Source organism: Polynucleobacter necessarius, from assembly GCF_900095205.1.
Lineage (GTDB): Bacteria > Pseudomonadota > Gammaproteobacteria > Burkholderiales > Burkholderiaceae > Polynucleobacter > Polynucleobacter necessarius_E.
Window position 1 is genome coordinate 1,874,327 of the sequence record NZ_LT606951.1, and the last position, 25,539, is coordinate 1,899,865.

General features: G+C 44.8%; 25 protein-coding genes and 3 pseudogenes. 10 read left to right on the forward strand and 18 right to left on the reverse strand.

Translation table 11 applies throughout. The annotated features are described in order from the left end of the window. Nucleotides 1–3: 3 nt before the first annotated feature. The 16 genes and pseudogenes from hisD to DXE37_RS10410 form a co-directional block, all read right to left on the reverse strand. Nucleotides 4–1,323, reverse strand: a complete 1,320-nt coding sequence (hisD, locus tag DXE37_RS10335; protein WP_114637439.1) for a histidinol dehydrogenase — start codon at nucleotides 1,321–1,323, stop codon at nucleotides 4–6. A 28-nt stretch (nucleotides 1,324–1,351) separates the two neighbouring features. Continuing rightward, nucleotides 1,352–1,978, reverse strand: a complete 627-nt coding sequence (hisG, locus tag DXE37_RS10340; protein ID WP_114637440.1) for an ATP phosphoribosyltransferase — start codon at nucleotides 1,976–1,978, stop codon at nucleotides 1,352–1,354. A 20-nt stretch (nucleotides 1,979–1,998) separates the two neighbouring features. After that, complete coding sequence (gene murA / locus DXE37_RS10345) at nucleotides 1,999–3,273, reverse strand: UDP-N-acetylglucosamine 1-carboxyvinyltransferase (RefSeq protein ID WP_114637441.1); 1,275 nt, start codon at nucleotides 3,271–3,273, stop codon at nucleotides 1,999–2,001. A gap of 42 nt (nucleotides 3,274–3,315) precedes the next feature. Further along, complete coding sequence (locus tag DXE37_RS10350; protein WP_114637442.1) at nucleotides 3,316–3,564, reverse strand: BolA family protein; 249 nt, start codon at nucleotides 3,562–3,564, stop codon at nucleotides 3,316–3,318. Between the two features lie 30 nt (nucleotides 3,565–3,594). Beyond that, nucleotides 3,595–4,387: pseudogene (locus DXE37_RS10355) on the reverse strand (ABC transporter permease). A gap of 65 nt (nucleotides 4,388–4,452) precedes the next feature. Then, nucleotides 4,453–5,141: pseudogene (locus tag DXE37_RS10360) on the reverse strand (ABC transporter ATP-binding protein); the annotation flags it as partial. Between the two features lie 2 nt (nucleotides 5,142–5,143). Then, a complete protein-coding gene (locus tag DXE37_RS10365) occupies nucleotides 5,144–5,404 on the reverse strand; it encodes an STAS domain-containing protein (protein WP_114637606.1) in 261 nt (86 codons plus the stop codon). A gap of 18 nt (nucleotides 5,405–5,422) precedes the next feature. Further along, entirely contained in the window at nucleotides 5,423–6,064 is a 642-nt protein-coding gene (locus DXE37_RS10370; protein WP_114637443.1) for an MlaC/ttg2D family ABC transporter substrate-binding protein, read from the reverse strand. Nucleotides 6,065–6,135: 71 nt separating this feature from the next. Next, the gene (locus tag DXE37_RS10375) at nucleotides 6,136–6,894 is read right to left on the reverse strand and encodes an MlaA family lipoprotein (protein ID WP_114637444.1); all 759 of its coding nucleotides are present in this window, start codon (nucleotides 6,892–6,894) and stop codon (nucleotides 6,136–6,138) included. Beyond that, nucleotides 6,894–7,376 (reverse strand): outer membrane lipid asymmetry maintenance protein MlaD, encoded by a 483-nt coding sequence (gene mlaD, locus DXE37_RS10380; RefSeq protein ID WP_114637445.1) that lies wholly within the window; start codon nucleotides 7,374–7,376, stop codon nucleotides 6,894–6,896. The genes DXE37_RS10375 and mlaD overlap by 1 nt, the downstream gene beginning before the upstream one ends. Nucleotides 7,377–7,397: 21 nt before the next feature. Beyond that, on the reverse strand, nucleotides 7,398–8,177 hold the full coding sequence (mlaE, locus tag DXE37_RS10385) for a lipid asymmetry maintenance ABC transporter permease subunit MlaE (RefSeq protein ID WP_114637607.1): 780 nt from the start codon (nucleotides 8,175–8,177) through the stop codon (nucleotides 7,398–7,400). Nucleotides 8,178–8,203: 26 nt separating this feature from the next. Next, nucleotides 8,204–9,058 carry an ABC transporter ATP-binding protein gene (locus DXE37_RS10390; protein ID WP_114637446.1) on the reverse strand — a complete coding sequence of 285 codons (855 nt, stop codon included), beginning with the start codon at nucleotides 9,056–9,058 and terminating at the stop codon, nucleotides 8,204–8,206. A 10-nt stretch (nucleotides 9,059–9,068) separates the two neighbouring features. After that, complete coding sequence (locus DXE37_RS10395) at nucleotides 9,069–10,532, reverse strand: glutamate synthase subunit beta (RefSeq protein WP_114637447.1); 1,464 nt, start codon at nucleotides 10,530–10,532, stop codon at nucleotides 9,069–9,071. Nucleotides 10,533–10,583: 51 nt separating this feature from the next. Continuing rightward, nucleotides 10,584–14,715: pseudogene (locus DXE37_RS10400) on the reverse strand (glutamate synthase-related protein); the annotation flags it as partial. Next, the gene (locus DXE37_RS13160; RefSeq protein ID WP_331852174.1) at nucleotides 14,685–14,906 is read right to left on the reverse strand and encodes a transposase; all 222 of its coding nucleotides are present in this window, start codon (nucleotides 14,904–14,906) and stop codon (nucleotides 14,685–14,687) included. The gene DXE37_RS13160 and the pseudogene DXE37_RS10400, both read right to left, overlap by 31 nt. A gap of 181 nt (nucleotides 14,907–15,087) precedes the next feature. Then, nucleotides 15,088–17,424 carry a penicillin-binding protein 1A gene (locus DXE37_RS10410; protein ID WP_114637448.1) on the reverse strand — a complete coding sequence of 779 codons (2,337 nt, stop codon included), beginning with the start codon at nucleotides 17,422–17,424 and terminating at the stop codon, nucleotides 15,088–15,090. 482 nt (nucleotides 17,425–17,906) lie between these two features. On the opposite strand from DXE37_RS10410, the gene DXE37_RS10915 reads away from it, so the two are divergent. From DXE37_RS10915 to aroB, 6 genes are read left to right on the forward strand one after another with little or no spacing between them, the layout of a single operon-like run. Beyond that, nucleotides 17,907–18,080 (forward strand): hypothetical protein, encoded by a 174-nt coding sequence (locus DXE37_RS10915; protein WP_231971334.1) that lies wholly within the window; start codon nucleotides 17,907–17,909, stop codon nucleotides 18,078–18,080. An 11-nt stretch (nucleotides 18,081–18,091) separates the two neighbouring features. Continuing rightward, nucleotides 18,092–18,394 carry a hypothetical protein gene (locus DXE37_RS13165; RefSeq protein ID WP_231971335.1) on the forward strand — a complete coding sequence of 101 codons (303 nt, stop codon included), beginning with the start codon at nucleotides 18,092–18,094 and terminating at the stop codon, nucleotides 18,392–18,394. 52 nt (nucleotides 18,395–18,446) lie between these two features. Continuing rightward, nucleotides 18,447–18,959, forward strand: a complete 513-nt coding sequence (locus tag DXE37_RS11830; protein WP_231971336.1) for a secretin and TonB N-terminal domain-containing protein — start codon at nucleotides 18,447–18,449, stop codon at nucleotides 18,957–18,959. Next, nucleotides 18,956–19,381, forward strand: a complete 426-nt coding sequence (locus tag DXE37_RS11835; protein WP_231971337.1) for a type II and III secretion system protein — start codon at nucleotides 18,956–18,958, stop codon at nucleotides 19,379–19,381. The genes DXE37_RS11830 and DXE37_RS11835 overlap by 4 nt, the downstream gene beginning before the upstream one ends. A 12-nt stretch (nucleotides 19,382–19,393) precedes the next feature. Further along, on the forward strand, nucleotides 19,394–19,918 hold the full coding sequence (locus DXE37_RS10420) for a shikimate kinase (protein WP_114637449.1): 525 nt from the start codon (nucleotides 19,394–19,396) through the stop codon (nucleotides 19,916–19,918). A gap of 8 nt (nucleotides 19,919–19,926) precedes the next feature. Further along, on the forward strand, nucleotides 19,927–21,009 hold the full coding sequence (gene aroB / locus DXE37_RS10425; RefSeq protein WP_114637450.1) for a 3-dehydroquinate synthase: 1,083 nt from the start codon (nucleotides 19,927–19,929) through the stop codon (nucleotides 21,007–21,009). Here the strand turns inward: aroB and cyaY are convergent. Then, complete coding sequence (gene cyaY / locus DXE37_RS10430; protein WP_114637608.1) at nucleotides 21,006–21,377, reverse strand: iron donor protein CyaY; 372 nt, start codon at nucleotides 21,375–21,377, stop codon at nucleotides 21,006–21,008. The two genes, aroB and cyaY, sit on opposite strands and share 4 nt — an antisense overlap. A gap of 47 nt (nucleotides 21,378–21,424) precedes the next feature. Between cyaY and lptM the strand changes: the two genes are divergently transcribed. Next, complete coding sequence (gene lptM / locus DXE37_RS13795; protein WP_114637451.1) at nucleotides 21,425–21,616, forward strand: LPS translocon maturation chaperone LptM; 192 nt, start codon at nucleotides 21,425–21,427, stop codon at nucleotides 21,614–21,616. Next, nucleotides 21,616–22,914 carry a diaminopimelate decarboxylase gene (gene lysA, locus DXE37_RS10440; protein ID WP_114637452.1) on the forward strand — a complete coding sequence of 433 codons (1,299 nt, stop codon included), beginning with the start codon at nucleotides 21,616–21,618 and terminating at the stop codon, nucleotides 22,912–22,914. Before lptM ends, lysA begins: the two co-directional genes overlap by 1 nt. Nucleotides 22,915–23,013: 99 nt before the next feature. Here lysA and DXE37_RS10445 read toward each other — a convergent pair whose 3' ends face one another. After that, the gene (locus DXE37_RS10445) at nucleotides 23,014–23,745 is read right to left on the reverse strand and encodes a c-type cytochrome (RefSeq protein WP_114637453.1); all 732 of its coding nucleotides are present in this window, start codon (nucleotides 23,743–23,745) and stop codon (nucleotides 23,014–23,016) included. 114 nt (nucleotides 23,746–23,859) lie between these two features. On the opposite strand from DXE37_RS10445, the gene yihA reads away from it, so the two are divergent. After that, on the forward strand, nucleotides 23,860–24,525 hold the full coding sequence (gene yihA / locus DXE37_RS10450; protein ID WP_114637454.1) for a ribosome biogenesis GTP-binding protein YihA/YsxC: 666 nt from the start codon (nucleotides 23,860–23,862) through the stop codon (nucleotides 24,523–24,525). Continuing rightward, on the forward strand, nucleotides 24,509–25,531 hold the full coding sequence (gene hemB / locus DXE37_RS10455) for a porphobilinogen synthase (RefSeq protein ID WP_114637455.1): 1,023 nt from the start codon (nucleotides 24,509–24,511) through the stop codon (nucleotides 25,529–25,531). Before yihA ends, hemB begins: the two co-directional genes overlap by 17 nt. Nucleotides 25,532–25,539 lie beyond the last annotated feature (8 nt).

The window sequence follows — 25,539 nt, forward strand, 5'->3', positions numbered from 1 at the left end:
AGCTTACTTCTTTAAGCGCATCTCGGCGGCACGCGCATGAGCTTGTAAACCTTCACCATGGGCCAAAGTGCTAGCAACAGCCCCCAACGTTTGAGCGCCTGCCTCACTTACTTCAATCATGCTAGAACGCTTAATAAAGCCATATACACCCAAGGGTGATGAGAAACGTGCAGTACGAGCGGTTGGTAATACGTGATTTGGACCAGCACAATAATCACCGAGTGATTCGCTAGTGTAGTTCCCCATAAAGATGGCACCAGCATGACGAATTTTCTCTGCCCACTTGCGTGGCTCAAGGGCGCAAATTTCTAAGTGCTCTGCCGCAATCGCATTCGCAATGTCACAAGCTTCCGACATATCTTCTACTTGAATCAATAGCGCGCGGTTACTTAAAGAAGCTTCGATGACCTTTACTCGTAGCATTTCTGGAAGTAACTTATTAATACTTGCTTGCACCTGCTCAATAAATAGAGAATTCGGACATAACAAAATCGATTGCGCTTGCTCGTCATGCTCTGCCTGAGAAAACAAATCCATCGCAACCCAATCTGGATTACTTGAACCATCACAGAGAACTAGAATTTCTGAGGGACCCGCAATCATATCGATACCCACGGTGCCAAATACCCTTCGCTTGGCAGCAGCGACATATGCGTTTCCAGGTCCAACAATTTTGTCGACTGAAGGAATTGTTTGAGTTCCATAAGCCAATGCTCCAACCGCTTGTGCGCCGCCAATCGTGAAGACACGATCGACACCAGCAAGATAAGCTGCCGCTAAAACTAATGGATTACGGGCGCCATCTGGAGTAGGCGCGACCATAATGACTTCGGCAACACCAGCCACTTTTGCAGGAATCGCATTCATCAAGACAGAAGATAAGTAGGCTGCTTTTCCGCCAGGAACATATATCCCTACGCGATCTAAAGCAGTGACTTTTTGTCCTAAGCGTGTACCGTCTGCCTCCTCATATTCCCAAGAATAGCAACCCACCTCAATCTTTTGTCTCTCGTGATACGCACGAACTCTTTGCGCCGAGATATCTAAAGCATTTTTCTGCTCGGAAGATAATGAGCTGTAGGCTTGCTCTAAATCTTTGCGAGGAATTTCTAATTCGGAAACGCTTCCAACATTCAAACGATCGAACTGGTTTGTAAAACTTAAAACCGCTTCATCGCCTTTGTTTTTTACTGCCGCCAGAATCTGAACGACCGCAGAATCTATTGCCTCATCATCAGCTGTTGGCAACGAAAGGCTGGACAACAGAATTTCTCTGAAGTCCACATCCTTGCTATTGAGGCGTTTAATTCGAACTGAGAACATGGCTTATAAAGTGAGGACGATCTTTTGCCTATTTCAATAAGTCAAAAATAAGCTGCAATTGTGCGCGCTTACGTTTGTAGGAGGCTTGATTGACTACTAAGCGAGCACTAATATCAGCAATCGGCTCAACCTCAATCAAACCATTCGCTTTAAGCGTATTTCCAGTGGACACCAAGTCGACGATCGCATCTGCCAAACCTATCAAAGGCGCAAGTTCCATTGATCCATAAAGCTGAATCGTGTCGATATGCACGCCTTTATTGGCAAAGTGGTCACGTGCACAATTGACGTACTTGGTTGCTACTTTTAAGCGCGAGCCCTGCTTTACTGCAGCAGCGTAATCAAAGCCCTCGCGCACTGCAACAGACATACGACACTTTGCAATATCTAAGTCATAGGGAACATACAAACCATCAGCACCCTTTTCCATTAGCACGTCTAAACCAGCAACACCAAAATCTGCCCCACCAAATTGCACATAGGTAGGCACATCTGATGCACGAACAATAACTAAGCGCACATCTGGATTGGTAGTCTCAATGATGAGTTTGCGTGACTTCTCAGGATCTTCCAGCGGCACGATGCCAACCTTGGATAAGATTTCTGCGGTCTCTTCGAAGATGCGCCCTTTGGAGAGGGCTAAAGTCAATTTCATGGACTAATTATCCATCAGCCTTACTTCACGCGCTCGATGTTGGCACCCAAGAGGGTTAATTTCTGCTCCATACGGTCATAACCACGATCCAAATGGTAAATACGATCCACTTGGGTTTCGCCTTGAGCGGCTAATCCTGCAATCACTAAGCTAGCCGAAGCCCGCAGATCCGTAGCCATCACAATTGCACCCGAAAGCTTTTCCACCCCCTGAGCTATCGCTGTATTGCCTTCAATAGCGATGTCAGCCCCCAAGCGGTTGAGCTCTTGAACATGCATAAAGCGGTTCTCAAAAATGGTTTCGGTAATCGTTGAGCTACCCATTGCAATTGCATTCACAGTCATGAGTTGCGCCTGCATATCGGTTGGAAAGGCCGGATATTCAGATGTTCGGAAATTAACTGCTTTTGGACGATCTTGCATTGAAGCCTTAATCCAATCTGGACCAATCTCCATCTGAAGACCCGCTTCTTTTAACTTGACGATCACCGCCTCTAAAGTATCAGGACGACAATGCTTTACGGTGATCTCACCACCAGTTGCAGCTACTGCACACAAGAAAGTACCAGCCTCGATACGATCTGGAATAACTGAATGTTCAGCGCCGTGAAGTCTTTCAACCCCATCAATCACGAGTCGATCCGTTCCAATACCAGCAATCTTAGCGCCCATCTTGACTAGCAATTCTGCCAAATCACCTACTTCTGGTTCGCGAGCCGCGTTTTCTAAAATCGTTGTTCCAGATGCTAAAGTGGCTGCCATCAATAAATTTTCTGTGCCGGTAACAGTAATCATATCGGTCAGAATCGAAGCCCCCTGAAGACGCCCAGACTCAGCATTCGTATCCGCCTGTATATAGCCACTCTTAATTTTGATGCTGGCGCCCATCGCCTTCAGACCCTTGATATGCTGGTCTACTGGCCGCGCACCAATAGCACAGCCACCCGGCAATGAAACCTTAGCGCTATGCATTCTGGCTAAGAGTGGCCCAAGAACTAAAATGGAAGCGCGCATGGTCTTCACCATTTCATAAGTAGCTTCTGAGCTTTTAATCACTGCAGCACATAAAACCATGTGACTACGATCACCTGCGTTAGGAAAATCAACCGTTACACCGATCTCTTGCAGAAGCTTGAGCATCGTACGAACATCTTGCAAGTCAGGAACATTGCGTAATACCACTGGTTGATCAGTTAACAGACAAGCACACAGAATTGGCAAGGCTGCATTTTTAGCGCCAGCAATAATCACCTCTCCATTAAGCGAGGTTCCGCCAACCATTCGTAATTTATCCATGAAACGATTCCAGTTAAATCTTAGTAATTAAATATGCAATGCTTATGCTGCTTGATTCTGTGCAAACTCTTCAGGCGTAAATGCTTTAATAGATAAGGCGTGGACCTCTACCTTCATGCGAGCACCCATAGCTCCATATACCAATTGGTGACGCTGCACTAAACGCTTGCCTTCAAACTCAGGACTCACAATGGTTGCAAAAAAATGTTGCCCATCGCCCTCAACCTGAATATGAGTACATTGAATACCTTGCTTAATGTAGCTTTCTATTTGTTCTGGGGTTGGTAGCATTGAGCCTCCTAATAAACACAGTATGAATAATTAGTAACGGAGCTTATAGCCATTTTGTAGCAGGCGCAAAGCAATAGCTGAGACTGCTATGAAAAAAAACAGAATACGATTGCCAAGCTACCCCCAAGGGGAGTTATCCGAAACACCAAAGAAACCCATAACGAAAGCCATCGATCATATAAAAGAAGGGATTGAAGTGGGATACAACTTGCCATGCTGATGGTAAAGAATGAATAGAGTAGAAAACACCCGACAACATAGTTGCAGGCATGATGATGAAGTTCTGAAAAGCAGCCAACTGATCATATTTATCAGCCCAAATACCCGCTATTAATCCTAGACTTCCCAAGATTGCAGCGCCTAAGAAGGCGAATACTAAAACCCATAACAGATATTCTAGAGATGGTGTCGCAAACCACATCGTAATGAGCAATACGCCTAGATCGACAACAATTCCTCTAAACACTGCCGCAAGAATATAAGCTGAATAAAACTCAAAATGACTTAAGGGCGCCAATAAAACAAATACTAAATTTCCAGTGACTTTTGACTGAATTAAAGATGAGGAAGTATTTGCAAAAGCATTCTGCAAAACACTCATCATTACCAAGCCTGGGATTAAGAAGGTTGTGTAACTTAAACGACCATAAACTTCTCTACCCTCTAGCACATGGCCAAAGATCATTAAATAAAGCACTGCCGTAAGAACTGGTGCTGCGACTGTCTGAAAAGCAACCTTATAAAAGCGCTTTATTTCCTTAAATAAAAGGGTGGGAAAGCCGCTACCATACTCCAAAGCAGGTCGATTAAGACCATGCTTCATCGAACGCCCCCAGACATGATGTTGACGAAGACTTCTTCCAAATCAGTTTTGCCTTCGCCATCTTTTTTTACGGAACCATAAAGACTTAATAAGTTAGCAGTGGTATCTAGAGCCACAATCCTACCTTGCTTAAGCATAGCAATTCGCTGACATAAAGCTTCGGCCTCTTCCAAGTAATGGGTAGTCAACACAATGGTGTGTCCGTCTTGATTCAATCGACTAATAAAGTGCCATAGTGATTGACGCAATTCAACATCAACACACCAGCAGCAGGCTCATCCAAAATAATCACCGGTGGACAATGAACCAAGGCCTGAGCAACTAGGACACGGCGCTTCATGCCGTCCGATAAAGAGCGCATATTACTATCCGCCTTAGAAGTGAGATCAAGATTGGCCATGATTTCATCGATCCATGCTTCGTTATTACGAATACCAAAATAACCAGACTGAAACTGCAAAGTCTCTCGCACAGTAAAAAATGGATCGAACACGAGCTCCTGGGGAACTACCCCAAGCATGCGCCGCGCTTCACGAAAGGTCTTCTGTACATCAGCAGCACCCATAATTGCTGCATGCCCATGGGAGGGCTTCACTAAGCCAGCCAAAATTGAAATTAAGGTGGTCTTACCTGCTCCATTGGGGCCTAGCAAGCCAAAAAACTCGCCCGGCTCGATGACTAAAGAAACATCATCCAAAGCCTGAAGCGCTTCGTACTGCTTCGATATACTTTGAATCGATATTGCTGAATGCATTGTCATTGCAAGCCTAGCAATACGGCTACGCCATAAACGCCAGCTAAGACCTTTAGTTTTTCTGGGGCACCTTCAATCGAAATGGATTGACCATCTGCCATGAGTTTTTTTTGCCATGCCAATAAGACTGTAAGCACCGAAGAATCAAAATCTTTCAGCGCTGAGCAATCAATTAATCGTAGGTTTACTGAATTCAGCAATCCATCTTTTTGTAACTGCAAAGCATTTTTTTGCGTAACAATAGTTGGTAAAAGAAAAGGCATATTTTCTATAGCAAGCAATTAATTGCCTGGCTTAGCAGTGGCTAATTGTTTATTACGGTCTTGCAAAAACTTCACCAAGCCCTCAATGCCGTTTTGACTAATTTGGTTCGAGAATTGATTGCGGTAAGCCTCAACCAACCAAACGCCCATAATGTTCATGTCGTAGACCTTCCAACCATTAGCCGTTTTTTCTAAACGGTAATCTAGAGGTACCGGGTCACCGCGACCTAAAACGACCGTCTTCACAACCACTTCTTTATCGTCTGGCGCTGCACGCAAAGCCTTAAATTGCACGGTCTGATCGCGTAATTGGCTTAAAGCGCCAGAATAAGTACGAAGCAATAAATTTTTAAATTCCATGGAAAGCTGTGCTTGCTGCTCAGGCGCTGCCTTTTTCCAATTAGGACCCATCGCCATCTCTGTGGTGCGACGCATATCGGTATAAGGAACAATTTTCTTTTCAACTAAATCCACAATCTTTGGGATATTTCCCTTTTGAATATCAGGATCAGATTTAACTGATGTCATTACGTCTGTAACAACCATCTTAATTAAAGCATCAGGAGGTATTGATTGATCAGGAGTTTGGGCAAAAACAGTGCTGGCAATAAATAAGGTACCTGCCAAAATAAAACTGCAGATTCTTTTAAAGTTTTTCATATTTCTCCTGCTCACCATCTTTATATAAATTGAGACTCATTTTAGTCGCTTCAACCTGCATTAGTTGATGCTTATTGATATGGATTCTCGTAAACCGGCATGAGTGGCTCTTCATCGTCACGACCCTCATTAATTTGATATGCCCGCCTCTGAATGTAGGCGTCACGCATAAAGCCGTACTTATCTATTGCGGCACCATCCAATAAATCTCCTGCTTCGTAATACGTGTTGCGGGCATTGACTACACGCAGGCCAGTAAGACTATTTTGCAATGCAACATTTGGCAATAACCTAAACAAGTAATCTGACTCTAGGTCAGCTACGGTACCAAAGGTATCGCGTACATTGCTAGGTCCAAAAAAAGGTAGCACTACATATGGTCCTGAAGGCACACCCCAAACGCCAAGTGTTTGACCCCAATCTTCCTTGTGCTTCTCAAGTCCGCCTGGAGTCGCCAAATCTAATAAGCCACCCAAACCCATGGTCGTATTAACAGCAACCCGCATTAAATCATTAAAGGCATAGTCTGGCTTGCCTTGCAACAGGTTATATAATGCTGTGTAGATATCGCTGTAGTTACTAAAGAAGTTATAAATTCCTTCTCGTACAAATTCAGGCAATATGAAGCGATAACCTGCAACAACTGGCTTCAATAAATATGCATCCAAACCCTCGTTGAACTCAAATACAGATCGATTGAAGGGCTCCCAAGGGTCTTGTGGGGATCGCTCTACACCAGCTGGAATTGATGCACATCCCACTAGTAATGCAGCCATCAACAGCAGGACACAGCGCTTAATCCGATTCAGAAAATTGAAATAAAAAAACATTATTTAGCCGTACTCTTCTCTTGGCCGCTATCGGCCGCTTTGTTATAGAGAAATTGACTAATTAGACTTTCCAAAACAATTGCTGATTGTGTTTGTGAAATCTTTTCACCATTGTTAAGCATATCGTCAGAACCACCTGCCTCAAGACCAATATATTGCTCACCCAACAAACCGGATGTCAAAATCTTTGCTGAAGAATCTTTTGGAAACTTATAGGAGTCTTCAATAGTCATCACTACTGTTGCTTGGTAAGTTTTGTCATCAAAAGAAATATTGGCAATCCTACCTACGACTACACCAGCACTCTTCACAGGCGCACGAGGTTTAAGGCCGCCAATGTTGTCAAAGCGCGCAGAAATTTTGTATGTTGGCGCAAATGACACAGCATTCATATTGCCAACTTTAAGCGCGAGAAACAATGCCGCCAATAAACCTATAGCAACAAAAATTCCGACCCAAATATCAATTGCACTTTTTCTCATAAGAGCCCCAGTTTATTCTTTCTAATTTGAGAACATCATCGCGGTTAGCAAGAAATCTAATGCTAAAACCGATAAAGAGGAGATCACCACTGTACGAGTAGTGGCTTGCGACACACCTTCAGGGGTTGGTCTAGATTCGTAACCTTGATACAAAGCGATAAAAGTCACTGCTACGCCAAACACCATACTTTTGATTAGGCCATTACCAATATCAGAAAATAAATCAACACCACCCTGCATCTGAGACCAGAAAGCGCCTGAGTCCACTCCAATTAATGGGATGCCCACTAGATAACCACCCAAAACACCGACTGCCGTAAAAATGGTTGCCAAAATTGGCATCGAAATAACACCCGCCCAAAGTCGCGGCGCAATCACTCGACCCAGTGGATCAACCGCCATCATTTCCATGGCTGTCAATTGTTCGCCCGCCTTCATCAAGCCAATTTCTGCTGTTAAAGAAGTCCCTGCTCTACCGGCAAAAAGTAAAGCGGTAATCACTGGACCCAACTCACGAGTTAAGGAGAGGGCAACCAATAAGCCAAGCGCTTGCTCTGAACCATAACGATTCAATGTGTAGTAACCTTGCAAGCCCAAAACAAAACCGACAAATAACCCTGATACGGCAATGATGACAAATGAATGATTGCCGACAAATAGAATTTGATCTATTACTAAACGTGGTCTTTTTAGCAAAAATCCGGAGCGCAAAATTACTGCTAAAAACATCCTAGCTGCCAAACCAAGACTACTTAAATTGCGACGCACAAAGAATCCGAAATCGCCAAATAAATCCAGAATAAGGTCGAAGGTTTTTCGCAGCACGATCACTTTGTCCCCATTCCAAAATCTTCTTCCAAGCTTTTTCCTGGATAGTGAAATGGCACGGGTCCATCTGGTGATGCGTCCAAAAACTGTCTAACAAATGGATCAGTTGAGCGGCTTAACTCTTCGGGGGTTCCTTCTGCACCAATGCGACCATTTGCAATGAAATACACATAATCAGCAATAGCAAAAGTTTCCTCTACATCATGTGTAACCAATAAGCTCGTAGCACCCAAAGCATCACTGAGATCACGAATCAAGCGCGCAGTAATCCCGAGTGATATTGGATCAAGGCCGGCAAAAGGCTCGTCATACATGATGAGGGGAGGATCTAATGCAATCGCTCGAGCTAAGGCAACACGTCTTGCCATACCACCTGAAATTTGTGATGGCATTAAATCACGAGCGCCACGTAGGCCCACAGCATTTAACTTCATCAATACTAATGAGTGCAATAGCTCTTCACTGAGGTTGGTATGTTCACGCAATGGAAATGCCGCATTTTCAAAAACACTGAGGTCAGTAAACAAAGCGCCAAATTGAAATAACATGCCCATGCGTCGACGAGCCGCCATCAACTGGTCAGTATTCATTTTTCCAATGTCTTGCCCTTCAAAAAGCACTTCTCCTGATTGCGCAGAGTATTGACCGCCGATTAAACGAAGGATGGTAGTTTTACCGCAACCAGAGCCGCCCATAACCGCAACCACTTGACCACGTCGAAACTCCATATTGAGTCCCGACAAAATCTGCCGCTCACCTGCCGCATAGGAAAAGTCGACGTCCTGAATAGAAACGACAACTTCACCCGCAGCTGGTTTATTAACATCCAAAGAGGTTGGCTGATCGCTGTTCATATCCCCGATATTATCGGGGTAAAACAGATGACCCCATTAAATACTGGTCTACTGCTTGGGCGCACTGACGACCTTCGCGAATTGCCCAAACCACCAAAGACTGTCCACGGCGCATATCGCCCGCAGCAAAAACCTTTGGAACGTTGGTTTGATAGGCATTTTGACCCTCTACAGTCGCTTTTGCGTTACCTCTCGCGTCTTTTTCAACACCAAAAGCATTGAGAACTTGCTGAACTGGCGATACAAAGCCCATTGCCAAAAGCACTAAATCTGCCTTGATCTCAAATTCAGAGTTTGGAACTTCTGACATTTTCCCGTCTTTCCATTCCAAACGGAAACCAATCAGTTTTTCAACTTTGCCGTTTTTACCTTCAAAACGCTTCGTTCCAACCGACCAATCACGATCGCAACCCTCTTCATACGAGGAGGAAGTACGCAACTTCGTAGGCCAATAAGGCCATACCAAAGGCTTGTTCTCGAGTTCTGGAGGTTGTGGGAGCAATTCGAATTGAGTGATCTTGCTAGCGCCATGACGGTTTGAAGTTCCAACACAATCTGAGCCTGTATCACCACCACCAATCACTACAACATGCTTATCTGTTGCGCGGATCTCATTTTTAAAATCGCCAGCATTTTCTTTATTTTGAGGAATTAAGAATTCCAACGCATAGTGAACTCCGGCCAACTCACGACCTGGTACAGGTAAGTCACGTGGCTGCTCTGCGCCACCTGTAATGACTACTGCATCAAAGTCTTTCATCAACTGGTCAGGCGATACTGTTTTAGAAGAGTAATTCTTAACTTCAGCACCAACTGCCTCTTTCTCAACAAAAACGCCTGTTTCAAATTTCACGCCTTCAGCTTGCATCTGTTCTGCGCGACGATCAATTAACCACTTTTCCATTTTGAAATCAGGAATACCATACCGAAGCAAGCCACCAATACGATCATTCTTTTCAAATACGGTAACGTCATGACCAACACGCGCCAACTGCTGGGCGGCTGCCATCCCTGCAGGACCACCGCCAACGACGGCCACTTTTTTACCGGTCTTAATTTTAGAAGGCTGAGGCTTAACCCATCCACTTTCCCAGCCTTTATTGATAATGGCATGCTCAATAGACTTAATACCCACTGGCGCACGATTAATTCCTAATGTGCAAGCAGCTTCGCAAGGAGTCGGGCAAATACGACCGGTGAACTCAGGAAAGTTATTGGTAGATTGCAAGACATCTAATACATTCTTCCAATCACTATGAAACACCAAATCGTTGAAGTCAGGGATGATGTTATTTACAGGACAGCCATTGTTGCAAAACGGAATGCCGCAATTCATACAACGCGCACCCTGAATCTTGGCTTCTTCATCAGTCAAAGCAGCAACAAACTCTTTGTAATGATGGAGACGTTTAACCGGCGCTTCGTACGTTTCATCGACGCGCTCAAACTCCATAAATCCAGTGACCTTACCCACATCTAATCCTTAGTATCTTTTCTTAATATATATCTGTGTTGATTCAGTAAATTAAGCAGCAACCGTGTTGTTTTGTGCTTTTTCCCACAATTCACCCAAAGCACGCTTGTACTCTGTTGGGAGAACTTTCACAAAACGACCGCGGGCATTTTCCCAATCGGCCAAGATTGCTTTGGCACGCTCAGAGCCCGTATGACGGAAGTGCTTTTCAATCAAGCTCTTCAAAATTTGTTCGTCAGTTAAACGCTCACCGCCATCTTTTACATCAACAGGGGCATGCCATTCAGATTTCAGCGTCTTCGCGATTTGCTCTACAGAAGGAAGCACCTTTTCCAAGGACGCCATGCTAGTATTGCGGCGCTTATCAAACATCTCATCTTCATCGTAAACATAAGCGATACCACCACTCATGCCTGCTGCAAAGTTGCGCCCTGTAGCCCCCAATACCACCACTGTTCCACCAGTCATATATTCACAACCGTGATCCCCGGCACCTTCAACAACCGTAGTTGCTCCAGAATTACGAACTGCGAAACGCTCGCCAGCAACACCATTAAAGAATGCTTCACCAGCAATTGCGCCGTATAGAACAGTATTGCCAACAATAATGTTCTTCGCTGTATCCCCGCGGAACTCATGTGGAGCACGAACGATGACACGACCACCAGACAATCCCTTGCCAACGTAGTCATTGCCGTCGCCAACCAAATCCAAAGTGATACCGCGAGCCAAGAAAGCTGCGAAGCTTTGTCCAACAGTGCCATTTAATTGAATATAAATAGTGTCATCAGGTAAGCCTGCATGACCATAACGCTGAGCAACCTCTCCTGAGAGCATTGCACCTACGGTACGATTAACATTTTTCACTGGAACAATGAATGAGACTTTTTCACCTCGTTCTAGTGCAGGCTCACTCTTCTCGATCAAACTATTGTCAAGCGCATTTGCTAAACCATGATCTTGTGTGAGCACTTGATAACGTGGCACTTCTGCAGCAACCTGTGGCTCTGCAAAAATCTTGCTAAAGTCCAAGCCATGCACTTTCCAGTTCTCAATGCCTTTACGGGTATCTAATAAATCAACTCGACCAATCAAGTCATCAAACTTGCGAATACCCAATTGCGCCATGATTTCGCGAGCTTCTTCAGCAATGAAGAAGAAGTTCACAACATGCTCTGGCTTGCCTGAGAATTTTTTACGCAATTCTGGATCTTATGTAGCAACACCAACTGGGCATGCATTCAAATGACACTTACGCATCATGATGCAACCTTCGACTACCAATGGTGCCGTTGCAAATCCAAATTCATCTGCACCCAATAAAGCACCGATCACTACATCGCGACCAGTCTTCATTTGTCCGTCAGCCTGAACACGAATACGACTACGTAAGCCATTGAGCACCAAAGTCTGTTGCGTTTTCGCCAAGCCTAGCTCCCATGGAGAACCAGCATGCTTAATAGAAGAGAGTGGTGATGCGCCAGTTCCGCCATCATGGCCAGCGATCACAACGTGATCTGCTTTTGCTTTTGCAACACCCGCAGCAACTGTGCCAACACCTACTTCTGAAACCAACTTCACAGATACGTCAGCTTTTGGATTAACGTTCTTCAAGTCATGAATCAATTGAGCGATATCTTCAATTGAATAAATGTCGTGATGTGGAGGAGGTGATATTAATCCGACGCCTGGTACTGAGAAACGTAACTTACCAATGTAATCAGAAACCTTACTGCTAGGCAATTGACCGCCCTCGCCAGGTTTAGCACCTTGTGCCATCTTGATCTGAATTTGATCAGCAGAACGTAAATATTCTGTAGTAACGCCAAAACAACCTGAAGCAACCTGCTTAATCTTAGAGCGCAATGAATCGCCGTCCAACAAAGGAATGTTGGCCTCAACTACATCGCTACCCAAAATGCTGGCTAAAGTCTCGCCCTTCTTAATAGGAATGCCCTTGAGTTCGTTCACATAACGATTTGGATCTTCGCCGCCTTCGCCAGTATTGGACTTTCCACCGATACGGTTCATAGCAATCGCTAGAGTCGCATGCGCTTCAGTTGAGATTGAACCTAAGGACATGGCACCAGTTGCAAATCGTTTAACGATTTCTTTTGCAGACTCAACTTCATCTAATGGAATTGCTTTTGCTGGATCAATCTTGAATTCAAATAAACCACGCAATGTCATTTGACGTTTTGTTTGGTCATTGATGGTATTGGCGTACTCTTTATACGTTTGGCAGCCTTTTTCTGGACCAATGCGCGTGGAATGCTGTAATTTCGCAATCGTGTCAGGAGTCCACATATGGTTTTCGCCACGAATACGGAATGCATACTCTCCACCAGCATCAAGCATGTTAGTCAAGACTGGGTCATTGCCAAAAGCAGCGGTATGCATACGCAATGCCTCTTCGGCCACTTCAAAAACACCAATTCCGCCTACATTGGAAGGTGTGCCCTTAAAGTACTGATCAATAATGTCGCGATTCAAACCAATCGCTTCAAAAATCTGGGAGCCAGTGTAAGACATATAAGTTGAGATGCCCATTTTGGACATGACCTTTTGCAAGCCCTTACCAACTGCTTTAACAAAGTTCTTCACTGCTTTTTCAGCAGATAAGTCACCCGATAAACCTTTAGCCATTTCTGCCAAAGTTTCCATTACAAGGTATGGATGAACGGCTTCTGCGCCATAACCTGCCAAGAGTGCAAAGTGGTGAGTCTCACGAGCACTACCAGTCTCAACAACTAGACCAACGCTTGTACGCAAACCTTTTTGTACCAAGTGCTGATGAATTGCTAAGGTAGCTAACAACGCAGGAATGGCTACATGCTTCTCATCAACCTGACGATCACTCACGATCAAAATGTTGTAACCGGAGCGAACAGCATCAGCTGCTTCAGCGCATAAAGATGCCAGACGAGCTTCAATGTCTGCTTTACCCCAAGACGCTGGATAGCAAATGTCCAACTCATAAGAGCGGAACTTCCCATTGGTGTAATGATCAATGTGACGAATTTTCGTCATGTCATCAAAATTCAAAATAGGCTGACTAACTTCTAAGCGCATTGGTGGATTGATGTTGTTTGTATCTAATAAATTTGGTTTGGGTCCAATGAAAGAAACCAATGACATCACCATGTTCTCGCGAATCGGATCAATCGGAGGATTAGTAACTTGCGCAAAAAGTTGCTTGAAGTAGTTATAAAGCGGCTTATTTTTATTAGAAAGCACCGCCAATGGACTGTCATTTCCCATGGACCCGATAGCCTCTTCGCCATTCATGGCCATTGGAGCCATTGGATACTTAATATCCCCTCTTGGGTATAACCAAATGCTTGCTGACGATCTAATAACTTCGCTGCTGGACGGATATTCGTTTTTTCATCAACCAAGTCGGCTTTGCTTGCATCAACTTCATCCAATTTCACACGAACGGCATCAATCCAACTCTTATATGGTTTAGCTTTAGATACCGCGTCCTTCAACTCGATATCGTCAATAATGCGACCCCGCTCCATGTCAATCATGAACATCTTGCCTGGTTGTAAACGCCATTTCTGAACAATCTTGCTTTCAGGAATTGGCAAAACACCCGCCTCAGATCCCATAATCACCAAATCATCATCAGTTACGTAATAGCGCGCTGGACGCAAACCATTGCGATCTAATGTCGCCCCAATCTGACGGCCATCAGTAAATGCCATTGCTGCGAGACCATCCCATGGCTCCATCATTGCTGCATGGTACTCATAGAAAGCACGGCGATTGTCATCCACCAATGCATGTTGTTTTCCCATGCCTCCGGGATCATCATCATGGCTTGAGCAAGTGGATAGCCTGACATGACCAATAACTCTAAATAGTTATCAAAATAGGCTGTATCTGATTGACCCGGATATATCAATGGCCAAAGTTTTTGCAAATCATCGCCAAGCACTGGTGAGCTAATTGCACCCTCGCGTGCATTAACCCAGTTAACGTTACCCTTAACAGTGTTAATTTCGCCGTTGTGTGCAATCATGCGATACGGATGCGCTAACTCCCATGCAGGGAAGGTGTTAGTAGAGAAACGCTGATGCACTAATGCAAGGGCAGATACAGTGCGTTTGTCTTGCAAGTCTTGGTAATACGCGCCAACTTGATTTGCTAACAGCAAACCCTTGTAAACAATGGCTCTATATAGCGTTGGCAACGAAGAAAATAATCTGAATCAATTAAGGATGATCGATAACGCCCTTCCCAAATAGTTCCTGAACGACGATGCTGTTGATTGAAGTACTGCGCATACCTACGCCCTAAAGATTGCATCGTTCTGGCGAGCGAATCTTCATTTTGTGACGTCATCAGTAAATGCACATGGTTAGGCATCAATGCGAATGCATGTACAGCACCAACCAAATTGTCTAGCAGCTTCTCGCAGCCACTCTAAATAAACTCGCCGATCTGACTCGCCAAAGAAAAGTATTTCGCGATTATTCCCGCGAACCATGACATGCATTGCTTGGCCAGGTATAACGGTGCGCGCTTGCCGTGCCATTTTGAATACGAACTATTGCAGCTCGCGTGCACCGCCACTGTTAGAAAACTCTGGAATAAACCAGTCACCATCAACTTGCGTGACGCCACTAGGCACTTCACGCGCCTCTTGTGGGACATCTTTTAATGCGGTCGACATATAGGAAATCCACATTGGCAATGCAAGGCCACCGCCAGTCTCACGGTCACCCAAGCTTGCAGGCTTATCAAAACCAATCCACGCTATAGCAACTACTTTGGGGTTATAGCCAGCGAACCAAGCATCATGAGAATCATTCGTTGTACCTGTTTTTCCAGCAATATCTGAACGACCCAATTTTCCGCGTGCAGATGCTGCAGTACCCGTTTTGGCGACTTCTTGGAGCATGCTATCCATGACGAAAGCTGTACGAGCATCTAATACACGAGTCGCATCTTCACGTGCATGAGTAGGTTTAGCCTCAAACAAAACAGCGCCTTTGGAATCGACTATCTTGTCGATCAAAAATGGATCAACACGATAGCCGCCATTTGCGAAGACGCTATAAGCCGATGCCATTTGCAATGGTGTTACGGAACCTGCGCCCAAGGCCATCGTCAGATAGGGTGGGTGTTTTTCTGGCTCAAAGCCAAAACGCTGAATATATTCTTGTGCATAGGATGGGCCAATCGCTCGAATAATACGAACTGAAACTAAGTTTTTTGATTTTGCTAAAGCATTGCGCAAACGCATCATGCCGTCGTACTTATCATCGTAGTTTTTAGGTTCCCATGCCTGGCTGCCTGTTTCCATGCTACCAATAGACAGAGGTGCATCATTAACCATCGTGCTTGGGGCGAAGCCTTTTTCAAGTGCGGCAGCATAGATAAAAGGCTTAAATGATGAACCAGGTTGACGCAAAGCTTGTGTCACGTGATTAAATTGATTGCGGCGGAAATCAAATCCGCCTACCAAAGAAAGTATCGCACCCGTCTCTGCATTCATAGATACAAAGGCTGCCTCCACTTGCGGTAGTTGCGCCAACTTCCAAACTCCCCCATCCGATAAAAGACGTACGACTGCTCCGGGACGCAAATGCTTTTTAGGTTGAGTGCTATCAGTAATCGATGCAGCTGCCAATTTCATACCTTCGCCTTTAACGGTGATTGTGTCACCAGTTGCGATCATGACCTGCATTTCCTTTGGTTTCACATCAAGCACAACCCCAGACTGCAAATTATCCAGTTGCGGATATGCAAGCAATGCCTCATCAATCGCACGCTGGCGTTTCACTGGATCCTCTGGAAGATCAATAAAACCTTCTGGTCCACGATAAGCATGACGCAAGTCGTATTCAAAAATACCGCGACGGACTGCTTTATAAGCAGCATCTTGATCAGCCTTCAATATGGTTGTGTAGACATCTATCCCTTGAGAGTAGATTACCTCCCCATACTGCGTGAATAGTAATTGACGAACCATCTCAGCCGGGAAATCCGCTCGAACTGCGAACTCATTACCTAAGCCACGAATATGCAATTCCTCAATCATTGCTTTTTGGTATTCTTCTGGAGTGATATAGCCAAGATCGCGCATACGCTGAAGAATGTACTCTTGACGAATCTTCGCCCGGCGGAAATTGCTAACAGGGTTATAGGCTGATGGAGCCTTTGGCAAACCTGCCAACATTGCCGACTCAGCAATAGTGATGTCTTTTAACTCTTTACCAAAATAGATCTGCGCTGCACTTGAAAAGCCAAATGCCCGCTGACCCAAGAAAATCTGGTTCATGTAGATTTCCAGAATCTTATCTTTAGTGAGTTGAGACTCAATTTCCCATGCCAATAGGACTTCATAAATTTTTCGGCTAAAAGTTTTCTCATTACTAAGGAAAAAATTGCGGGCCTCCTGCATGGTGATAGTGGAAGCTCCTTGTGAAAGATGCCCACGTAAGTTCGTGACTGCCGCTCGCAAAATCCCCACATAGTCCACGCCGCCATGAGAATAAAAACGATCATCTTCGATTGCCAAAACAGCATTGCGCATATTTTGAGGTATTTCATTTAGCGGAATGACTTTGCGACGCTCTTCCCCAAACTCACCAATTAAGACCTTGTCAGCCGTATAAATACGTAAAGGGGTCTTAGGGTTGTAATCGGTTAAGGCAGAAATTTTGGGAAGGTTGGGCTTAGCGACCAAAAACGCATAGCCGAGTAATAAAGCAACCACCAAAGCAAAAACAACACCAATAATTAACAAAGCCTTTACCAGCGGATTGCTTAAACCCTTCCGAGATGGGGCAGGATCATGTCGCTGATGCCGAGGACGCCTATCGGGTTGACGAATGGATCGCTGATTTACAGGCGGCTTGTCTTTAGGAGGTAAGGCCATATTCCCAAATTATAGGGTGCTTAGACAATTTCCCTAAAAGCTACAAAATCCTTGATTTGCCAATAAATGGGGTTCAAATTTCTGACGCAGGGTTCAAGCTGAACTGATAGATTTTCAATACTCAAAACGAAAGAATATGGCATGCCCACACGCCATATTTCCACCCAATTCTTTGATGAAATTTTGAGCGGCCTTGGAGATGACCCCGCCATCCCCGATCCCCATGGGATTCGAAAACCTCGCATCCCGAAAAATAACCCCCCCTACACCAATAAATCAGGGCAAAAGTAGGTCGTTCACCGAGCCCTTAAATGACTTTCAAATTCAAAAATTGATCCCTAGATTGGGTAATTTAGCAGCCCTTATGGGGGTGTTGCTTGCTGGACTTTTAGCATTTTTTTGTTGCAACCAATGCGACCGATGATCATGCACAGGTCGCTTTAGAGGAATCTAAAAAGTCGATTTTGGAGTTAAAAAAGGAAATGTCGCTAATGCGTGCTGAGCTTGAGCAAGACCAAGATGACCTATATTTATTAATAGAAAAATTAGAAGTAAGTATTCACTCTTTAAAGGATAAGAAGCCTGAAATCCGAGTTTTCAGCAAGCCGCAAGCGCTCAATCATGAAACTGAATTGCGCCGCTGGCGCTCTACCTAGGAACATCCCAAATGGGCGCCTCTCAAAAGGCCTATTTCCATTCCGGCAAAAACTATCTTGTCTTTGAAAAGGGTGCGCAAGCTTTAGGGGAATGGCGTCTGAGCAATATCGAAAAGGAGTTCGCGACCTTCACCCACCATCTTGGCAAATCTCTCGCTCTGAAGAGGCATCCAAAAGCGAATGAAGGTTATCGCAAATTACACCCAGAAATACTTAAAACCTTTCTGGATTTGGTTGGCTGTTTTGATGCTCTCGTCGACCAACAATGCGGCTGGAAATTCATCCTCACAAAATCATTTTCTAAACTCTATTAGTCTTCAATTTACTGATATTGAAATAGCCGAACTTTTACAAGCGCTGGCTAAATTGGGAAATACCAATTTTTTATTAAGTGAGTCAATTAAGGGCAGGATTTCGGTTGATCTCAAAAACACCCCATGGGAAAATGCGCTCCATTCGATTTTGGCCGGCCGGGGTTTGCGCCTGGTTCGAAACGAGGATATCTATTGGATTGGACCCCATGGGGAAATTCAAGCATTTCAAAAATACCGCCGAGAAGACGCAGCCCTGCCGTTTGGAGGCGACCATATCAACAGTCCAAGGCAAATCCTCATTGAAGCACGTATTGTCGAGGCCGATGAGCGTTTTGCCGGAGAGCTGGGGATAAAACTGGGTTACCAAGCTCAAGGGATTAATGGGAATGCAGAGAAAAAAATAGTGGGCAATATGGATCTAGGAGGCACAGGTCTAAACGGATTTAATCCGGCCACCATGGCTGCTACCTTGGTATCCAAAATGCCAGCCGGATCCTTCAAGCTGAGCTTTCAGCCCTTGAATCAGAGGGGCACGGAAAAACACTTTCCAATCCACGCATCATGACTGGTGACCAGGTAAAGGCTACTATTGAGCAAGGGACGGAGTTACCCTACCAAACCTCCAACCAAAATGGCAGCAAACTGCAATTCAGAAAGGCCAACTTGCGCCTAGAGGTTCTACCCAAAATTCATCCAGACGGCAGGATATCGTTACTAGCGGGCATCAACAAAAACACAGTGGGCATGAAAACAGAGCAAGGTTATGCCATTGATACTAAGAGCCTAAGTTCGGAGGTCACCGTGGAAAACGGTGGAACAGCCATTATTGGTGGAATTTACCAAACCACCGAACGAGAGGATGAAGTCAAAATCCCATTGCTAGGAGATATCTCTCTAATTGGTCATTTTTTTCGTCATAAATCCAAGTTACAAGACAAAACGGAGCTTCTTGTCTTTTTAACTCCGACCGTTCTAGATAAACCCTAATAAAATCGAAGGGTGAACTCTGCGACAAACAATATCTTTCTAATCGGCCTAATGGGTGCTGGGAAATCGACTGTTGGCAAAGTCTTAGCAAAAAAACTAGGGCGTCGTTTTTTGGATGCCGACCATGTCATTGAAGAACGCTGTGGGGTAAAAATACCGGTCATTTTTGAAATGGAAAGTGAGGAAGGTTTTCGCAAACGGGAAGCCCAAGCCATTCGAAACATTACCGGCGAACAGGATATTATTTTGGCCACTGGCGGAGGCGCTATTTTGTTGCCAGAAAATCGTCAAGCGCTAAGTGAACGTGGCACTGTTATTTATTTACACGCAAACCCCAGCGAGCTTTGGCATCGCACCAAAGGTAGTGAGGGGCGCCCTCTGCTAAAAAACGGTGATGCCAAGAAGATCTTAGAGAATTTATATGCAATTCGCGATCCACTGTATCGTGAAATCGCTGACCATGTAATTGAAACCGGCAAACCTAGCGTTAATCAACTGGTCAACACCTTAATCATGCAACTTGAACTTTCCGCTTGAATAGAACAATGAAAATACTTGAAGTTGACCTAGGTAATCGAAGTTATCCAATCTATATTGGCACCGATCTAATTGATCAACCTAGCTTATTCAGCGCATGTGAAAAAGCCACCTCAATCTACATTGTGAGCAACACCACAGTTGCCCCGCTTTATGCTGAACGGCTGACCAAAACGCTCAATACATTTGGCAAGTCAGTTAGAACGATTGTGTTGCCTGATGGCGAGTCTTATAAAGACTGGAAAAATCTCCAGTTAATTTTTGATGATCTTTTAAAGTTTGGCGCTGATCGCCAAACCATGTTGGTAGCCTTAGGTGGGGGAGTTATTGGCGACATGACTGGATTTGCTGCCGCCAGCTTCATGCGTGGCGTTCGCTTTATTCAAGTGCCAACAACCTTACTTTCTCAAGTGGATTCTTCAGTCGGCGGCAAGACTGGCATCAACCATTCGCTTGGTAAAAATATGATTGGAGCCTTTTATCAGCCAGTTGCTGTGATTGCCGATTTTAATACCCTCAAGACACTTCCCCCGAGAGAGCTTTCTGCCGGACTTGCAGAAGTGATTAAACATAGCGCCATCGCGGATGCTCAATTTTTAGACTGGATTGAAACTAATGCAAAGGCATTGTTGGCTTGCAGCACTGAGGCGATGGGGCACGCAGTTTTACGTTCATGCGAAATTAAATCTGCCGTAGTTTCTGCCGATGAAAGAGAGGGTGGTATTCGTGCAACTCTGAACTTTGGACACACTTTTGGTCACGCAATTGAAGCAGGCATGGGTTACGGCGAATGGTTACACGGCGAAGCCGTTGGTTGTGGCATGGTACTTGGCGCAGACTTATCACGTCGCCTCAATTACATCAGCGAAGCCGACGTGCAGCGCCTCACCAAAATTATTCAATCCATGAATTTACCAATTACACCCCCTAAGTTTGGTGCAAAGCGCTACATGGAGCTCATGCAGGTTGATAAAAAAACTGAAAGCGGGCAAATCCGTTATGTTGTTTTAGAAAAGATTGGTAAAGCCCAAATTAAAAGTGTGGCTGATGCCCAAGTGATCGAAACTTTAAGCGCTACTGGCGCCGCCTAAATCAAATCAATCTTAATGGGATGCCCGGCCTGAGTGCTAGCAAACTTGGCCAAATCACTTAATAACTCATTCCCAGTTTTGGTATCCAACCATAACGGCTTTGTCATGGTGCCAGCCCAGCGATAGTGATAACCACCAGATTTAGCAGCCACCCAAATTTCATGCAAAGGCGGCTGAGTATTGACCACAATGACGCTTTTATCCTTAAAACGAATATTGATGACATTACCACCCTGACGCTCAACGTCTAGATCTAGCTCGTCATCGGCAGCCTCTAATGCTACTTCGATAGAGTGCAATAAATGGCTTCCGAGCGCATAGAACTGCCTGCCATCGATGGTTTCTACGCCTGAATTATTTGGGTTCATATCGGAGTCCTGTATGCTATATTCAACCATTTGTTTTAGAAACATTCATGATAGCGATTCTTAATAGAACCCTCTGCTTTAGCCTTTTAATATCCCTTGTTGGGTGTGGGGTAAGAGGTCCGCTATATATGCCAAATGTACCACCAGTTCCGCTAGCTCCTACAGAGCCAGAACCCAAAGGCAAACTCTATCCACCACAAACGCCTGCCAGCCCTAGCAGTCCTTTATCGACCAAGTAATGACAGGCAAAATAACTCCAATCCCTAAGTTATCCGGTTACACCGAACGTGATGGCAATTGGTATGTCGAAGAAATTCCACTTTCAGATTTGGCAAAGAAATTTGGGACACCACTATATGTCTACAGCAAAAAGGCGTTAACTGAAGCCTATCAAGCATACGACAAAGCCTGTGTTGATGGTAACGGTAAACGTCGTGCGCGCGTGCACTATGCGATGAAAGCCAACAGCAATTTAGCTGTGATTGATTGTTTTAAAAGACTGGGTGCTGGATTTGATTTAGTCAGCGGCGGTGAATTAGCGCGTGCATTAGCAATTGGTGCAGATCCTAAAAGCCTAGTATTTGCGGGTGCAGGAAAGTCTGCCTTAGAAATCGCTTCTACCCTAAAGGCTGGCGCCAAATGTATTAATGTTGAATCAATTGCTGAACTCCATAAGATTAATCGAGTGGCAACTGAACTCAATCTGCGCGCACCAATCTCGTTGCGCGTTAATCCTGATGTGGATGCACAAACTCACCCCTATATTTCTACAGGATTAAAGGGAAATAAATTTGGCATCGCCTATCACAAAGTTTTAAAAACCTACCGTGAAGCGTCTCAACTTTCACAAATTGATGTAGTAGGTATTGATTGTCACATCGGCTCACAAATCACCACCACTGCCCCCTACTTAGATGCGCTCGATAAAGTTTTAGATTTGGTGGAGCACCTGAAAAGAGAGGGTATTGTGATTCACCATCTCGACCTGGGTGGAGGCCTCGGAATTTCTTATGGCGATGAAACACCGCCAGACATAACTGAGTTTACAAATACCTTGCTGAATCGAGTAGCTGAGCGTGGTTTTAGTCATCTGGATGTTGTTCTTGAGCCAGGTAGATCATTAGTTGGCAATGCTGGCGTGCTTTTAACGACTGTTGAATATTTAAAGCCAGGCGCCGAAAAGAATTTCTGCATTGTTGACGCGGCCATGACTGAATTGATGCGTCCAGCCTTGTATGAAGCCCATCACGGCATAGTGCCCATTCAAAAGAAAGCAGCAAAAGCCTTCACTTATGACGTTGTTGGTCCCGTCTGCGAATCCGGCGATTGGCTTGGCAGAGATCGTCACCTTGCAGTAGAAGAGGGCGATCTTCTTGCTATTCTGTCTGCTGGTGCCTATGGTTTTGTAATGGCATCGAACTACAACACGCGCCCAAAGCCTGCAGAGGTCATGGTTGACGGAAAAAATGCTTACGTCATTCGCGTGCGTGAAAAAACTGCTGATTTATTCTCTTCAGAATCTGTTTTACCAAACTAAAACTGGCATTAGAAATCTGTTTGAAAAAACTGTTCTAGAATTTTAGACAAATAAAAACCCCGCTCAAGTAGCGGGATTTTGTTTTTGAAGCTTTAGAAATTAACGCAAACCAGCGATGTAATCAGATACTGCTTTCATTTCTAGATCAGACATCTTGGTAGCTATAGTAGTCATTTGAGTACTATTTTTACGAGCACCTTCATCACGGAACGCAAGCAGCTGCGCATTAGTGTATTCAGCCCACTGACCACCCAAGCGTGGATACTGCGCCGGAATACCAACGCCAGTTGGGCCATGACAAGCAGCACAAGCTGGAACGCCTTTTGCTGCGATACCACCGCGATAAATACTTTGACCTAATTCAATGGTTGCTTTGTCTTGTGCGACACCCAATGAAACAGGCTGTTTAACCAAGTAAGCCGCGATGTTTTGCATATCTTGATCGGTCAAGGTTGCGGCCATACCCATCATCACTGGATTTGCACGAGTACCCTCTTTAAAGTTTTTCAATTGCTTAGCAGTGTAAGCAGCATGCTGAGCCGATAACTTGGGCCATGTGCTAACGGCACTTTGACCCTTAGGTCCATGACAGGTCAAACAGGCTGTTACACCTCGTGATGAATCGCCATTTGAATATAGAGCTTCACCAGCTGCGGCATCGACTTTTGGCTTACCTGGAACGACAGCCTTAGCATCTGCAGCAGGAGGGGCCATTGGAGCGGCATCGGATGCAAAAGCTGCACCAAAAATGCCAATCAAGGCGAAAATAGATAGAGTCGCAAAACCAGCACGTAGGCTAGTTAATTTGGAGATTTGAGAGGTTTGACGCATTATGTTTACCTTGGCAAAAATTCCTAAAAGTGTTTGGGCCCTGCATTTATAACCTTTTACCCAACACCATGAGATATTTCATGATTTTGCGTGATTTTACAATAGCTTCTGGACATGTCTAAACTCTTTCAAGCCCGATTCGCCACCATAGTCAATGACACCCATTATCTGCCTGCCACCCCGCTGCGTGAGGTAGCCTTTGCTGGACGCTCAAATGCGGGTAAATCTAGCGCCATAAACGTCCTTTGTAACCAAAAAAGGCTCGCTTTTGCTAGTAAAACGCCTGGACGCACCCAACATATCAACTATTTTGGACTTTTTGCCAAAGACGACCTTTTAGCCTATTTAGTGGACCTACCAGGCTACGGCTACGCAGCCGTTAACCATGAGACCAAATACCACTGGAATGCCCTCCTGAGCGACTATCTACAGGAGCGAGAGCAACTGGTGGGCATAATTCTGATTGTCGACTCTCGGCGCGGCATTACTGATTTAGATGAGCAAATGATTGAGTGGTTTGTACCTACTGGCAAGCCTATTCACGTTCTACTGAGCAAATGCGACAAACTGAACAAAAGTGAGTGCAAGCATGCGCTAGAGGCGGTACGCAAGCAATTACAACAATATGACCCGGCCCTACCCGATGGCAATGGTGAATCCAAACAACTTACGGCACAATTATTTTCAAGCACCAAACGTATTGGTCTTGAAGAGGCCGACAATATTGTTCTTAAATGGTTATTTGAAGCAGAAACTAAAGAAGATGAAATCACCAACTAATTCGTTGCTTAACTTTCCAGGGCATCGACCCCGCCGCATGCGTCGTGAAGACTGGTCACGTCGTTTGATGCAAGAGAACAATGTTTCTACAAATGATTTGATCTACCCTGTATTTTTGCTCGAGGGTCAAGGGAAAGCTGAAGCTGTTGCCTCAATGCCAGGCATAAATCGAGTTTCTTTAGATTTTCTATTTCCGGTTGCACAAGAATGTGTCGATCTGGGCATTCCTGTCCTTGCACTGTTTCCAGTAATCGATAGCGCATTAAAAACACCAGATGGTAAAGAAGCATTCAACCCAAATGGACTCATTCCATCTGCTGTTCGTGAACTCAAAAAGCGTTTCCCCAATTTAGGCATCATGACTGATGTGGCGCTTGATCCCTACACGAGTCACGGTCAAGATGGCGTTCTCGATGTTCAAGGTCGTATTCTGAATGATGATACAACTGCTATTTTGATACAGCAAGCTATAGCTCAAGCCGAGGCAGGCGTTGATATCGTTGCTCCTTCAGACATGATGGATGGGCGTATCGGAAAAATTCGTGAAGCACTTGAGCAGAAGAAATTAATTCACACGCGAATCATGGCTTACTCAGCAAAATATGCTTCTGCGTTCTATGGTCCATTTAGAGATGCAGTAGGCTCTGCCAAAAACCTGGGCAAGGCAGATAAAAAAACCTATCAGATGGATTGCGCCAATGGTGACGAGGCTTTGCGGGAGGTTGTACTTGATATCAGTGAAGGCGCTGATATGGTAATGGTCAAGCCAGGCATGCCATATTTGGATATAGTCCGTCGTGTGAGAGATGAATTTGACTACCCTACTTACGCCTACCAAGTAAGCGGTGAATATGCCATGCTTAAAGCTGCTGCACAAAATGGTTGGCTAGATCACGATGCCGTCATGATGGAATCTCTGCTAGCTTTTAAACGCGCTGGCGCAGATGGTATGCTCACTTATTTTGCGCTTGAAGCAGCGCGTCTAATTAAAGCAATCAACAAATAATTAAATCA